The organism is Curtobacterium sp. 8I-2 (assembly GCF_902506155.1).
Taxonomy (GTDB): domain Bacteria; phylum Actinomycetota; class Actinomycetes; order Actinomycetales; family Microbacteriaceae; genus Curtobacterium; species Curtobacterium poinsettiae.
Window position 1 is genome coordinate 1,312,141 of the sequence record NZ_LR732827.1, and the last position, 13,040, is coordinate 1,325,180.

The window sequence follows — 13,040 nt, forward strand, 5'->3', positions numbered from 1 at the left end:
GGGACAACGAAACTCCGGGGAAAGGGAGTCACACCGTGGCGAACATCAACGTCTCGTACGCAGACCTCGAGGCAGCAGCCTCCGACCTCAAGGCAGGCCAGGCAGACATCGAAGACCGTCTGTCAGCACTGCAGCGAAAGATCCAGCAGCTCATCTCGGATGGCTACGTCACCGACAAGTCGTCCGTCGCGTTCGGCGAGTCCTACGACGAGTTCAACCGTGGCGTGAGCCAGACGGTCCAGGGGCTCGAAGGCCTCTCCACGTTCCTCTCGAAGGCTTCGCAGACCCTGTCCGAGACGGACGAGTCGCTGGCCTCCGGCCTCAAGGGCTGACATCGTCGTCGACCCCGTGCCCCGCGATCGCGTGGGGCACGGGGTCGTCGCGGTTCCTGTGGCGTCGTCCTGGTGGTGCCGGTTCGTGATCGGGGAGGGATTGTTCCGTGGCAGGCAAACTGCTGGTTGATCTGATGGGGCTCGGGGAGCTCCAGAACGACCTGACGACCGTGCACAGCACGCTCGAGCAGGCGCACAAGCGTGTCGATGCGTCCGACGACGAGATCGGTTCGGGGACGGTACAGGACGCTCTGCACGACTTCGACCACCGCTGGGGCGACAAGCGGGACAAGATCAGCGAGTCGACGAAGGCGTTGGCGGACATGCTGAGCTCGTCCATCGAGACCTACACCGAGACCGACGAGAAGCTCGCGCAGGCCCTGCAGGTCAACGACGAGAACGGCGGCGGCGGGCCCGTCGCCTCGAGGGCTCAGTAGCCATGGGGCGGCCGTCGGGGTGGGACGTTGTCGATCAGGGTGACGATCCGGTCAAGGGTGATCCGTCGACGTTGCGGATGATGGCGCGGGAGTACCAGCGCATCTCCGACGCAGCCGATGACGCCTCGACCCGACTGAGCGCGCCCGGGCGCGCACCATCAGGACACGTCGGTCACGCACCAGCAGCAGCGCACTCACGCGCAGTGTGGGTGGTTGGGCGCCTGTCTGGAGGCTCAGCTCGCGTCCGCCTGGTCGTCGCGACCCGGGGTGGTCGGGTCCAGGGCCGTGCGGTCGGCCAGCGGGACGACGGGCGACGGCAGCTCCGGTTCGGCGTCGGGGCGGACGCCGTACAGGGAGTCGATCGCCCCGACGAACTCCTCGCCGCGACCGGCGCGACCGAGCTCACGGGCGCGGACCGACGGACGGTGCAGCAGGACGCCGACCAGGTGCCGGAGCGCCCGCTCGGTGTGCTCGACGGACTCGCCGTCGGCGTCCGCGCGGCGCTTGGCCCGCTCGATCTCGTCGTCGAGGATGTCGAACACGTGCTTGCGGAACGCCACGAGCGCCGGGGTCGTCGACTGCTCCATCGCCTGGGCGCGGAACCGGGACACGGCGTCGTCGACCATCGCGCGGGCCTCGGACTCGGCGTTCAGCTCGGAGATCGGGGCGTGGATGCTGATCGTCTCGAGGTCGAGCAGCTCGACGCCGTCGACGCCGGCGGCCGCGGGGTCGACGTTGCGGGGGAGCCCGAGGTCGATGACGATGCGGCGGACCCCGTCGTCGAGGTCGGCCGGTGCGACGACCGGGACCTCGCTCGAGGTGCAGGTGATCAGGACGTCGCTCGCCCCGATGGCCTGGCGCAGGTCACGGGTGGCGACGAGGTCGTGCTTGGCGGCGAACCAGGACGCGCGACCCGAGGGCGAGAAGACCTGGATGTTCGTGGCACCGCGGTCGCGCAGGGCGGCGATGGTGGTCGCCGCGTAGCTGCCGGTGCCGACGAGCAGCACGCGGGTGCGGGCCCAGTCGGTGACGCGCGACGAGGCGAGTTCGAGGCCGAGGCGCACGAGCGACCGGCCGGCGGCGCCGATGCGGGTGCGGGTCTTGACGCCGCGCGAGGTGTGCGCGGCCTCTTGGAACAGGCGCTCGAGGTCCGAGGTGGTGGTGCCGTTCGACCGGGCGTCCTCGAGCGAGCGACGGACCTGGCCGGAGATCTCGGTCTCGCCGACGACGACGGACTCGAGACCGCTCGACACGGCGAACAGGTGCTGCACGACGTCCTTGCCGCCGAGCACGTTGACGGAGTCCAGGACCTCGGTCGCGTCGAGGTCGCTCGCGGCGGCCACGGCCTGCACGGTGGCGGAGACGGCGGAGTCGCTCTCGTCGCCCGCGATGTCCAGGTACGCCTCGAAGCGGTTGCAGGTCGCGAGGACCACTGCACCGTCGAGGACGCCGGCATCCGTGACGAGTCGGCTGGCTGCCGCGGGTGCACCGATGCTCAGTCGCTCCAGGAGATCGAAGCTGGCGTTGCGATGCGACGCCGTGAGACAGATGAGCACGTAGTCAATGGTAACGCGCTCGATGGGAGAATCATCCGGTGACCGAAGCGACGAGCACATCCCTCCCCGACTCCCACCCCCTGGCATCAGGGCGGACGAGTGGTTCCCGCCTGGTACGGGCCCTGCGGGGTGACCGTCCGGAGACGCTCCCGGTGTGGTTCATGCGGCAGGCCGGACGGTCCCTGCCGGAGTACCGCGAGCTTCGGATCGGCACAGCCATGCTCGATGCGTGCCTCGACCCGGAGATGGCGTCGGAGATCACCCTGCAGCCGGTGCGCCGGCACGGTGTCGACGCGGGCATCTTCTTCAGCGACATCGTCGTGCCGATCAAGCTCGCCGGCGTGGACGTCGAGATCGTCCCCGGTCGTGGTCCGGTGCTCTCGTCGCCGATCCGCACCCCCGCGGACGTCGACGCGCTCGAGCAGCTCGACCCCGCGGCCCTCGCCCCCATCGAGCAGGCCGTCCGCCGAACGGTCGAGCAGCTCGGCGACACCCCGCTGATCGGCTTCGCGGGGGCACCGTTCACCCTGGCCGCCTACCTGGTCGAGGGCGGCCCGTCGAAGGACCACATCCGCGCGCGCACGCTCATGCACGCCGACCCCGAGACCTGGTCGCGGCTGCTCGCCTGGGCCGCCGAGGTGTCCGGGATGTTCCTGCGGGCCCAGGTGCTCGCCGGGGCCTCGGCCGCGCAGCTGTTCGACTCGTGGGTCGGGTCGCTCTCCCGCGCCGACTACATCCGGTACGTCGCGCCGCACTCCGCCCGGGCCATGTCGTACGTCGCCGAGCTCGGGGTCCCGCGCATCCACTTCGGTGTCGGCAGCGGCGAGGTCCTGGCCGACATGACGACCTTCGGCACGGACACCGTCGGCGTCGACGCGATCGGGGTCGACTGGCGCCTGCCCCTCGACCAGGCAGTCCAGCGCGTCGGCACCGGCGTCAGCGTGCAGGGCAACATCGACCCGGCGATGCTCTCGGCGCCGTGGGACGTCCTCGAAGCGCACGTCCGCGACGTCGTCCGTCGGGGCGGTGCCGCACGGGCCCACGTCGTGAACCTGGGCCACGGGGTCCCGCCGGAGACCGACCCGGACGTCCTGACCCGCGTGGTCGAGCTCGTCCACTCCCTCGGGGACGGAGCCGGCGCATGACCGACGTCGTCGTGGTCGGCGGCGGGATCGCCGGGCTCGTCACCGCGCGTGACCTGGCCAAGGGCGGCGCCCACGTGGTGCTCGTCGAGTCCTCGGGCGAGCTCGGGGGCATGATCCGTCGGCACACCGTCGGCGGGATCGACCTGGACATGGCGGCGGACTCGTTCGCCACCCGCACGGACGCCGTCGGCCGCCTGGCGACCGAGCTGGGACTGGGCAACGACGTCGTCGCCCCCGACCCCCGCGGCGCGTGGCTGATGACCCGCGACGGCCGGACCTCGCCGATCCCCGCGACCGGGCTCCTCGGCATCCCGAGCACCCCGATGGCGGCCGACGTGCTGGCCGTGGTCGGACAGCAGGGCGGTCTGCGCGCCCAGATGGACTCGTTGCTGCCGGCTCCGGTGGGCGCCAAGGCCTCCTCGCTCGGCGAACTCGTCCGCCGGCGCATGGGGGAGCGGGTGCTCGACGACCTGGTGGTGCCGATCGCCGGTGGCGTGCACTCCACCCACCCCGACCAGCTCGACCCCGACCGGGTGGCTCCGGGCCTGCGCGCCGCACTGCTGCGCGAGGGCTCCCTGGCACGGGCGGTCCTGTCGCTGCGGGCACGGGCGGCCGCCGGCACCCCGGTGCAGGGGATCCGCGGTGGCACGGTGCGGCTCGTGGACGAACTCGTCGCCGACATGGCCACCTACGGCGTCGACGTCCGACTGCACACCCGGGCGACCCGGATCGAGGCGCACGCGGTGGAGACCGTCCGCGCCGACGGCACCACCGAACGGCTGCCGGCCCAGCACACCTTTTCCTCCGTCGCCGACCCGGAGCGCACGGCTGCACCCGACCGGACGGGCATCCAGCTCGTCACGCTCGTCGTCGACCAGCCGGAGCTCGACGCCGCCCCGCGTGGCACCGGCATGCTCGTGCACCCGGACGCGCAGGCCGTCTCGGCGAAGGCCCTGACGCACGCCACCGTGAAGTGGCCGTGGCTGGCCGACGTGGCGGACGGACGCCACGTCCTGCGACTCAGCTACGCGACCAGCGCGACGGACACGGCGGGCGTGGCCACGAGCCTCCCGGTCGACCCGGCCGACCCCGTCGGCAGCCGTGCCCTGCAGGACGCCTCCACGCTGCTCGGCGTGCCGATCACGGCGGACCGCGTCAGCGGGGCCGCACGCGTCGGCTGGTACGGGCCGGACCTGACCGCAGCCGGGCTGGCCGAGGGCGTCGTCGGCATCGGCGAGGCCTCGACCGGACGCGGACTGGCGGGCATCATCGGCGCGGCCCGGAAGGCAGGCGACGAGCTCCTTCGTTCCTGAGCGGACCGCGCAGCCCCTGAGGGCTACTGTTGGTGAGACCGCCGGACGTATTCCGTTCGGTGCATGACCACCGCACAACCAATGCACGGAGGAATCGCACATGCGCGGAAAGCTCCTGTTCGTCGCCGGCGCCGCACTCGGGTACGTCCTGGGATCGCGAGCCGGACGGGCGCGGTACGAGCAGATCAAGACCGTCAGCGGCAAGGTCTGGAACAGCAACGGCGTCCAGAAGGGCGTGCACGTCGCTGAAGACTTCATCGCCGACAAGACCCCGGACGTCGCCGAGTTCATCGGTGAGACCACCAAGAAGGCCGTCCGCAAGGTCGGCCAGAAGAAGGACACCACCACCTCATGACGGACACCCGCGATCGCAAGTCGCGTTCGCTGTTCGGCCTGGTCGGTGACGTCCCGAAGCTCGTCAAGGGCCTGGTCAAGGGCGAGATCGACCTGCTCAAGGCCGAGATGCTCGCGAAGGCGAAGATCTTCGGTCTGGCAGCCGGGCTGCTGGTCGGTGCGCTCGTCGTGGTGCTCTACGCGATCGGCGTCCTGCTGACCGCAGCCGTGATGGGCCTGGCGACCGTGATGCCGGCGTGGCTGGCCGCACTGGTGGTGGCCGTGGTGATGCTCGTCATCGCCGCGATCCTCGGCCTGGTCGGCTGGAAGCGCCTGAAGAAGGGCCTGCCCCTCACGCCCAAGCGCACGATCGACAGCGTCAAGAACGACATCAACGCGGTCAAGGGCCTCGGCAAGAAGCCGACCCCGCCGACGCAGTACGGCAGCCGCAAGCCGGACGTCGACAGCCGCTCCTGAGCGTCGACAGCCCCGACAGCCGCACCACCGACGGAGGAACCGTGACCGACCCGCACGACGATCTCGCTGCCCGCGTCGCCGCGACCCGCGCCCAGTTGTTCGACACCCTCGACGCGATCGAGGACAAGCTCAACGTCCCGAAGCAGATCGGGATCGCCGCGTCGAGGTTCAAGCGCGGCCTCGACGAGCAGCCCGTCCCCTACCTGGCCGGTCTCGCAGCCGGCGTGGCAGTGGTCGGGGGTATCGTCGTGATGGTGCTCCGACGGCGGTAGACCGCCCGAGCGCGGTCCACCGGAGGCGGGGCGGCCACCACCCTGGCAACCGATAGGACAATGGATCCATGAGCTCCGACGCGCCCGTGCCCGCGAACGACCACCCCCACGCCGAACCCGCCGAGACCGGTCACCCGGACTCCGGGATCGACCCGAACCTGCTGACGGCCTACGCTCTGTGGGCAGTGTTCCGCCGGCCCCTCGGTCCGATCCACCGCGTCGGCGACGACGCCGTGGCCGAACTCGACGCCGTGATCGCCAGCGCTGCCGAGCGCGGGGTCACGATCCGTGGCTTCTACGACGTCTCGGCCTTCCGCGCCGACGCCGACGTCATGGTCTGGCTGCACGGCGACGACGCACAGGCGATCCAGGCCGTGCTGCGCGAGATCCGCCGCACCGGACTGTTCCAGGACGCCGAGCCGGTGTGGCACGTGATGGCCATGCACCGCGAAGCCGAGTTCAACAAGCGGCACACCCCCGCGTTCCTGCGCGGCAAGGACCCCGAGGCGTGGATCACGGTGTACCCGTTCGTCCGCTCCTACGAGTGGTACCTGCTGCCCGAGGACGAGCGCTCGAAGATGCTCCGCGACCACGGCATCGCCGGCGCGAAGTACCGCCGCGTGCTCACGAACACCATCGCGACCTTCGCCCTGAGCGACTACGAGTGGATCCTGCCGCTCGAGAGCCCGGACCTGGTCGACCTCGTCGACCTGATGCGCGATCTCCGTTACACCGAGGCGCGCATGCACGTGCGCGAAGAGGTCCCCTTCTTCACGGGTCGTCGCGTGACGACCGCCGAACTCCCGGAGGTGCTGTCATGACCGACACCAGCATGATCACGAACGGCCAGGTCCTCGCCGCGACCCCAGCGGCAGCGTCCGGACCCGAGCACGTCGAGACCCCGACCGCGTACGACGCGATCCTGCTCGCGGGCTTCGGTGGTCCCGAGGGCCAGGACGACGTCATCCCCTTCCTGCGCAACGTCACCCGCGGCCGCGGGATCCCGGACGAGCGGCTGGAGGAGGTCGCGCACCACTACCGCCACTTCGGCGGTGTGAGCCCCATCAACGCGCAGAACCGTGCGCTCAAGGCCGCGCTCGAGGCCGAGCTGGCGTCGCGCGGCATCGACATGCCGGTGCTCTGGGGCAACCGCAACTGGGCGCCCTACCTCGAAGAGGCCTTCACCGAGGCAGCGGACAAGGGCTACACCAAGCTCGTCGCCATCGCCACGAGCGCGTATTCGTCGTTCTCGAGCTGCCGGCAGTACCGCGAGGACTACGCCCGCGTGCTCAACGAGACCGGTCTGATCGACACGATCCAGATCGACAAGGTCCGCCAGTTCTTCGACCACCCGGGCTTCGTCCGCCCGTTCATCGACGGCGTCCGCGACGGCATGGCCCGCGCGATCGCCGAGAACGATGGCCTGGACGTCGCGACCGAGCTGCAGGTGCTCTTCTCGACGCACTCGATCCCCTCGACCGACGCCGCCCGCTCCGGCCCCGACTACCGCGGGTTCGACGAGCACGGCGCGTACGAGGCACAGCACCTCGCCGTGGGCGAGGTCGTGCTCGACCAGGCCTGGGCCGAGCTCCTCGAGCAGCCCGAGCACGCCCACCTGCAGGGCACGTCGAAGCCCGCCTGGAAGCTCGTCTACCAGTCGCGTTCCGGCCCCCCGACGCAGCCGTGGCTCGAGCCGGACATCAACGACTACATGAACGAGGACCTCAAGGGCGGCCCGACGCGTGCCGTGCTGATCGTCCCGCTCGGCTTCGTCAGCGACCACATGGAGGTCATGTGGGACCTCGACGAGGAAGCCACCGAGACCGCCGGTGAGCTCGGCTTCTGGTCGCTCCGCACGCAGACCCCCGGCATCGACCCGGCCTACGTGTCCGGTCTCGTCGACCTGGTGCTCGAGCGGGTCAACGGCACGCCGAAGGCCGAGCGTCCGCACATGACCGACATCGGTCCCTGGTACGACGTGTGCCGTCCGGGCTGCTGCGAGAACGTGCGAGCGGGGTTCAAGCCCGCCGCCGCCGGCGTCGCCCCGTGACCGATGCACCCGTGAACGACCCCAACACGACGTCCCCCGACGGCCCGGCCCCGATCCGGCTGGGCACCCGTGCCAGCCGGCTCGCGGTCGCGCAGTCGCAGGACGTCGCCGACCGCCTGGCGAAGGCGGCCGGTCGACCCGTCGAACTCGTCACCGTCACGAGCGAGGGCGACACGAACCGTGCGTCCCTGGCCTCGCTCGGCGGCACCGGTGTCTTTGCCAGTGCTCTGCGTGAAGCCCTGGTCGCCGGCGAGGTCGACGTGCTCGTGCACTCGCTGAAGGACCTGCCGACCGCCCCGTACCCGGGTCTGACGATCGGTGCCGTCCCGAAGCGTGCGGACGCCCGCGATGTCCTCGTCGCGCGCAACGGTGCGACCGTCGACACGCTGCCGGACCGCGCGAAGGTCGGTACCGGTTCGCCGCGCCGTGCCGCGCAGCTCCGTGCCGCACGGCCCGACCTGGACGTCGTCGACATCCGCGGCAACATCGACACCCGCCTCGGTCGGGTGGACGACGACCTGGACGCCGTGGTGCTCGCCGCCGCCGGCCTGGGGCGCATCGACCGCCTGTCGGCCGCCACCGAGCTGCTCGACCTCGGCTTCTGGCCGAGTGCTCCCGGGCAGGGTGCGCTCGCGGTCGAGATCCGCACGGACGAGACCGACCGGGGGCTGCTCGCGGCACTCCGCAAGATCGAGCACGCCCCGACCCGCCTCACGGTGACGGCCGAGCGCGAGGTGCTCGCCAAGCTCGAGGCCGGCTGCTCCGCTCCGATCGGTGCGACGGCCGTGGTGGACGCCGAGCTCCTGCTCGTGTCCGCGACCGTCTACCGCCCCGACGGCACCGAGTACCGCACCGCATCGCACGCGGCCGTGCTCGACGGTTCGGCGCAGGACCGTCTCGACGAGGCGCTCGCGGTCGGTGGCCGCGTGGCGACCGAGCTGCTCGAGAACGGTGCTGCGGAGCTCGCCGACCTGGCGACCACCGTCGCCGAGGACACCACGGACGGGCCGTACACCGCGGGCCCCGGCCTGGCGACGCCGGCCGAGTAGGCGGTCACCACGGAACCCTCCACCACCGCGACGGACGAGGCGCGACCCCCGGTCGTCCTCGTCCCGCGTGGCGGTGCGTGGGGGGACCGGGTCGCCGCGGCCGCCCTGGCCCGTGGGCTCGCCCCCGTCGTCGTCCCCCTCATCACGGACGCTCCGCCGTCGGACCCCTCTGCGCTCGACGCTGCGGTCCGGCGACTGGTCGCCTCCGGTGCGGCCGGGAGGCCCGGATCACCCGGTTCTGTCGGTGACGGAACCAACGTGGCTGGTTACGCATGGGTCGTGGTGACCAGTGCGACGGCCGTGACGGTCCTGGCGGGACGCGTGGCGGGCCTCCCGGCCGGGGTGCGCGTCGCCGCGGTCGGCGAGCCGACCGCCCGTGCCGCGCGCGCTGCGGGCTGGGTCGTCGACCTGGTCCCGGCCGAGACGTCCGCCGCCGGACTGGTGCAGGAGCTGCCGGACACCGACGGCACCGTGCTGTTCCCCCGCTCCGAGATCGCGGCACCCACGCTCGTCGACGGCCTGCGTGCCCGCGGCATCGACGTGGACGACGTGGTCGCGTACCGTACCGTGGGGACCGGCGACGAGCCGATCACCTTCGAAACGGCGCCCGCTGCGGTGCTCGTGACGAGCGGCAGCGTCGCCCGCGAGATCGCCCGCCGGATGACCCCGCTCGACCCCCGCACCACCGTGGCCTGCATCGGCCCCGGGACCGCAACCGACGCACGTGCCGCCGGCCTGCCCGTGCACGCCGTCGCACACGACCGGTCCGCAGAAGCCCTGCTCGACGCCGTCGTCGCGGCACTGAACCCCACCACCCCCCACCAGGAAGGTCACCCGTGACTGGACGCTTCCCCCAGGTCCGCCCCCGTCGGCTCCGCGCCACCCCTGCGATGCGACGACTCGTGGCCGAGACCCGGCTCCACCCCGCCGAGCTCGTGCTGCCGATGTTCATCCGCGAAGGCGCGACCGACGCCGTGGACATCTCGAGCATGCCGGGTGTGCAGCAGCACTCCCTCGACTCGTTCCGCCGTGCGCTGGTCGACGCCGCGTCGGTCGGTGTGGGTGGCGTGAACCTGTTCGCCGTGCCGACCACGAAGGACGCCGACGGCTCCGGTGCGACCGATCCGGACGGCATCCTCAACGTGGCGATCCGCGTGGCTCGGCAAGAGGTGGGGGACGCCCTCGTGGTGCAGTCCGACCTGTGCCTCGACGAGTTCACCGACCACGGGCACTGCGGCGTGCTGGCCGCCGACGGCTCCGTCGACAACGACGCCACGTTGCTGCGCTACCGCGACATGGCGGTCGCGCAGGCCGAGGCCGGTGCCGAGCTCGTCTGCATGAGCGGCATGATGGACGGCCAGATCGCCGCCGCACGTGACGCCCTCGACGGTGCCGGGCACAGCGGCACCGCGCTGCTCGCCTACGCCGCGAAGTACGCCTCGGCTTTCTACGGTCCCTTCCGTGAGGCGGTGTCGTCGTCGCTCGTCGGTGACCGTCGGACCTACCAGATCGACGCCGCGAACGGTCGTCAGGGCCTGCGCGAGGTCGCACTCGACGTCGACGAGGGTGCCGACATCGTGATGGTGAAGCCCGCGATGAGCTACCTCGACGTGCTCGCCGAGACCGCGGCGACCTCGCCGGTCCCGGTCTGGGCGTACCAGATCTCGGGCGAGTACGCGATGATCACCGCAGCAGCACAGAACGGCTGGATCGACCGCGACGCAGCCGCGATGGAGTCGCTCGTCGGCATCAAGCGCGCCGGTGCCGACGCGATCCTGACCTACTTCGCCGTCGACATCGCGCGGAAGCTCAACGAGGAAGCGGGCCTCCGCACCTCGGGCAGCACCGCCGACGTCGCCGGCATCGCCTCGACCGGGAAGGCCCCCGAATGACCACGAACGACCAGCTCTTCGGCCGCGCCAAGAACGCGATCCCCGGTGGCGTGAACTCCCCGGTCCGCGCCTACGGGTCGGTCGGCGGCACCCCGCGCTTCCTGGTGTCCGCGAAGGGCGCCTACGTCACCGACGCCGAGGGTCGCGAGTACGTCGACCTCGTCGCGTCGTGGGGGCCAGCGATCCTCGGGCACGCCCACCCCGGCACGGTCGAGGCCGTGCAGCAGGCCGCCGCGCGCGGACTGTCGTTCGGGGCGTCGACCCCGGGCGAGACCGAGCTGGCCGAACTCGTGAAGCAGCGGGTGTCGGTGGACGGCGACGGCCCCATCGAGAAGCTCCGCATGGTGTCGACCGGCACCGAGGCCACGATGACCGCGATCCGACTGGCCCGCGGGTACACCGGCCGCGACCTGCTCGTGAAGTTCGCCGGGCACTACCACGGCCACTCGGACTCCCTGCTGGCCGAGGCCGGCTCGGGTGTCGCGACCCTGGCCATGCCGGGCAGCGCGGGCATCACCGCCGAGACCGCCGCGCAGACCCTCGTGCTGCCGTACAACGACCTCGACGCCGTCCGCCGGGCCTTCGATGAGCACTCCGAGCGGATCGCCGCCGTGATCGTCGAGTCGGCCGCCGCGAACATGGGCGTGCTGGCTCCCGAGCGCGGCTTCAACCGGGCACTGGCGCAGATCACGCAGGCGCACGGGGCGCTGCTCATCGTCGACGAGGTCCTGACCGGGTTCCGGGTCGGAGCTGCAGGCTGGTGGGGCCTCGAGGCGTCCAAGGTCGTGCCGGACGGCGCCGGGTGGAAGCCCGACCTCATCACGTTCGGCAAGGTCATCGGTGGTGGCATGCCCCTCGCCGCCCTCGGTGGTCGGCGCGAGGTCATGGACTTCCTCGCCCCGCTCGGGCCGGTGTACCAGGCGGGCACGCTCTCCGGCAACCCGCTCGCGGTCGCTGCCGGTACCGCCACGCTCCGCGCGGCGACGGCCGAGGTGTACGAGCACCTCGACCGCACGGCGTCGACCATCGCGACCGCCACGAGCCAGGCACTGTCGGCCGCGGGCGTCGCCCACACCGTGCAGCACGCCGGCAACCTGTTCTCGTTCGCGTTCACCGAGCAGGCACCGCGCAACTACGACGACGTGCGGGCACAGGACGTGTTCCGCTACGCGCCGTTCTTCCACGCGATGCTCGACGCCGGGGTGACCCTGCCGCCGAGCGTGTTCGAGGCGTGGTTCGTCACCGCCGCCCACGACGACCGCGCCGTCGGACGGATCCTGGACGCCCTGCCCGCGGCCGCGAGGGCTGCTGCCGCCGCGACCGCGTGACGGGCGCGGGGGCTGCTGCCGCCGCGACCGCGTGACGGGCCGCGGGACTCAGGAGCAGTCGGCCTTGGTGAAGGTCGTGTCGACGGTCTTCGACGAGCCCTCGAACTTGTAGGTGTACCGCATGTCGACGTCCTCGTCGAGGAGCTTCTTCGTCTCGCTGTTCGAGCAGAGGTTCGGCCCGACGGCGTCGCGGATGGCACCTTCGGTGATCGAGGCCGGGTCGACGTTCGCCGACACCGTGTAGTCGTAGTGGATCGCGGCGCCCTCGGCCTCGATCCCGGTCCACGTCGTGACGGAGTCGACCTGCTTCGGCAGGTCGCTCTGCTCGCGGATCTGCTCGACCGCCTTCGAGACCTTCTCCTCGGTGGAGTCGCTGAAGGACGCGTTCAGGCCCTGGCGGACGAGGAACGCCACCACGACGGCGACGACGACGCCGAGCACCGAGATCAGGACGCGCTTGCCGCGGGACGAGGACTTGGGCGGGGGAGCGTACGGTGCGGTGCCGGCCGGGGCTGCCTGGGCGTACGGCTGCTGGGCGTACGGCTGCTGGGCCTGCGGCTGACCGGTGTACGGCTGCTGCTGGTACTGCTGGCCGGCGGGGGGTTGCTGCTGGTACTGCGGCGGCTGCTGCGCGGACGGCTGGCCGTCGGGCTGGGGCGGCCCGGCGGGCTGCTGCGGGTACTGCTGGCCGTTCGGCTGGCCGGTGTTCGGCTGGCCGTCGTTCGGCTGCGGCGCGGACCCCGGGAAGGGCGGCGGCGTGTTCGTCATGGTTCCCCCTGGTGACGGTCAGCGGCGTGACACCGTGGTGCGGTGCCGGGTCCCTCCCCGACACGGGCCGCGGACACGGAACGCCCAT

General features: G+C 71.7%; 15 protein-coding genes. 13 read left to right on the plus strand and 2 right to left on the minus strand.

The features are described from left to right. The first annotated feature begins 35 nt into the window (after positions 1 to 35). Positions 36 to 332, plus strand: coding sequence for a WXG100 family type VII secretion target (locus BOSE127_RS09995; protein WP_017888162.1), 297 nt, complete (start codon positions 36 to 38; stop codon positions 330 to 332). Between the two features lie 107 nt (positions 333 to 439). Further along, entirely contained in the window at positions 440 to 769 is a 330-nt protein-coding gene (locus tag BOSE127_RS10000; RefSeq protein ID WP_152427322.1) for a DUF6507 family protein, read from the plus strand. A 233-nt stretch (positions 770 to 1,002) separates the two neighbouring features. Here BOSE127_RS10000 and BOSE127_RS10005 read toward each other — a convergent pair whose 3' ends face one another. Further along, entirely contained in the window at positions 1,003 to 2,325 is a 1,323-nt protein-coding gene (locus tag BOSE127_RS10005; RefSeq protein ID WP_017887730.1) for a glutamyl-tRNA reductase, read from the minus strand. Between the two features lie 38 nt (positions 2,326 to 2,363). Here BOSE127_RS10005 and hemE point away from each other — a divergent pair, with 38 nt between their 5' ends. The 11 genes from hemE (at position 2,364) to hemL (ending at position 12,184) form a co-directional block, all read left to right on the plus strand. Further along, on the plus strand, positions 2,364 to 3,470 hold the full coding sequence (gene hemE / locus BOSE127_RS10010; RefSeq protein ID WP_031260073.1) for a uroporphyrinogen decarboxylase: 1,107 nt from the start codon (positions 2,364 to 2,366) through the stop codon (positions 3,468 to 3,470). Next, positions 3,467 to 4,783, plus strand: coding sequence for a protoporphyrinogen/coproporphyrinogen oxidase (locus tag BOSE127_RS10015; RefSeq protein WP_159557062.1), 1,317 nt, complete (start codon positions 3,467 to 3,469; stop codon positions 4,781 to 4,783). Before hemE ends, BOSE127_RS10015 begins: the two co-directional genes overlap by 4 nt. Before the next feature lie 100 nt (positions 4,784 to 4,883). After that, positions 4,884 to 5,138: a hypothetical protein gene (locus tag BOSE127_RS10020; protein WP_017887727.1), complete on the plus strand. Its 255-nt coding sequence runs from the start codon at positions 4,884 to 4,886 to the stop codon at positions 5,136 to 5,138. Next, positions 5,135 to 5,593 carry a phage holin family protein gene (locus BOSE127_RS10025; protein WP_017887726.1) on the plus strand — a complete coding sequence of 153 codons (459 nt, stop codon included), beginning with the start codon at positions 5,135 to 5,137 and terminating at the stop codon, positions 5,591 to 5,593. Before BOSE127_RS10020 ends, BOSE127_RS10025 begins: the two co-directional genes overlap by 4 nt. 41 nt (positions 5,594 to 5,634) lie before the next feature. After that, the gene (locus BOSE127_RS10030) at positions 5,635 to 5,865 is read left to right on the plus strand and encodes a DUF3618 domain-containing protein (RefSeq protein ID WP_017887725.1); all 231 of its coding nucleotides are present in this window, start codon (positions 5,635 to 5,637) and stop codon (positions 5,863 to 5,865) included. 68 nt (positions 5,866 to 5,933) lie between these two features. Continuing rightward, on the plus strand, positions 5,934 to 6,686 hold the full coding sequence (gene hemQ, locus BOSE127_RS10035; RefSeq protein WP_056072514.1) for a hydrogen peroxide-dependent heme synthase: 753 nt from the start codon (positions 5,934 to 5,936) through the stop codon (positions 6,684 to 6,686). Further along, on the plus strand, positions 6,683 to 7,915 hold the full coding sequence (locus BOSE127_RS10040; protein ID WP_017887723.1) for a ferrochelatase: 1,233 nt from the start codon (positions 6,683 to 6,685) through the stop codon (positions 7,913 to 7,915). Before hemQ ends, BOSE127_RS10040 begins: the two co-directional genes overlap by 4 nt. An 11-nt stretch (positions 7,916 to 7,926) precedes the next feature. Next, positions 7,927 to 8,964, plus strand: a complete 1,038-nt coding sequence (gene hemC, locus BOSE127_RS10045; RefSeq protein ID WP_071249885.1) for a hydroxymethylbilane synthase — start codon at positions 7,927 to 7,929, stop codon at positions 8,962 to 8,964. Between the two features lie 258 nt (positions 8,965 to 9,222). Beyond that, positions 9,223 to 9,804 (plus strand): uroporphyrinogen-III synthase, encoded by a 582-nt coding sequence (locus BOSE127_RS10050; RefSeq protein ID WP_235045685.1) that lies wholly within the window; start codon positions 9,223 to 9,225, stop codon positions 9,802 to 9,804. Continuing rightward, positions 9,801 to 10,856, plus strand: coding sequence for a porphobilinogen synthase (gene hemB, locus BOSE127_RS10055; protein WP_081612315.1), 1,056 nt, complete (start codon positions 9,801 to 9,803; stop codon positions 10,854 to 10,856). The genes BOSE127_RS10050 and hemB overlap by 4 nt, the downstream gene beginning before the upstream one ends. Next, a complete protein-coding gene (hemL, locus tag BOSE127_RS10060) occupies positions 10,853 to 12,184 on the plus strand; it encodes a glutamate-1-semialdehyde 2,1-aminomutase (protein ID WP_071249881.1) in 1,332 nt (443 codons plus the stop codon). The genes hemB and hemL overlap by 4 nt, the downstream gene beginning before the upstream one ends. A gap of 48 nt (positions 12,185 to 12,232) precedes the next feature. On the opposite strand, the gene BOSE127_RS10065 is transcribed toward hemL, so the two are convergent. After that, the gene (locus BOSE127_RS10065; RefSeq protein ID WP_159557064.1) at positions 12,233 to 12,952 is read right to left on the minus strand and encodes a hypothetical protein; all 720 of its coding nucleotides are present in this window, start codon (positions 12,950 to 12,952) and stop codon (positions 12,233 to 12,235) included. Between the last annotated feature and the right edge of the window lie 88 nt (positions 12,953 to 13,040).

Excerpts from the sequence above, each read along its gene's own strand:
- BOSE127_RS10040 (WP_017887723.1), top strand. The coding sequence starts at position 6,683 with ATGACCGACACCAGCATGATCACGAACGGCCAGGTCCTCGCCGCGACC.
- hemL (WP_071249881.1), top strand. The coding sequence starts at position 10,853 with ATGACCACGAACGACCAGCTCTTCGGCCGCGCCAAGAACGCGATCCCC.
- BOSE127_RS10065 (WP_159557064.1), bottom strand. The coding sequence starts at position 12,952 with ATGACGAACACGCCGCCGCCCTTCCCGGGGTCCGCGCCGCAGCCGAAC.
- BOSE127_RS10020 (WP_017887727.1), top strand. The coding sequence starts at position 4,884 with ATGCGCGGAAAGCTCCTGTTCGTCGCCGGCGCCGCACTCGGGTACGTC.
- hemQ (WP_056072514.1), top strand. The coding sequence starts at position 5,934 with ATGAGCTCCGACGCGCCCGTGCCCGCGAACGACCACCCCCACGCCGAA.
- BOSE127_RS10015 (WP_159557062.1), top strand. The coding sequence starts at position 3,467 with ATGACCGACGTCGTCGTGGTCGGCGGCGGGATCGCCGGGCTCGTCACC.
- BOSE127_RS10025 (WP_017887726.1), top strand. The coding sequence starts at position 5,135 with ATGACGGACACCCGCGATCGCAAGTCGCGTTCGCTGTTCGGCCTGGTC.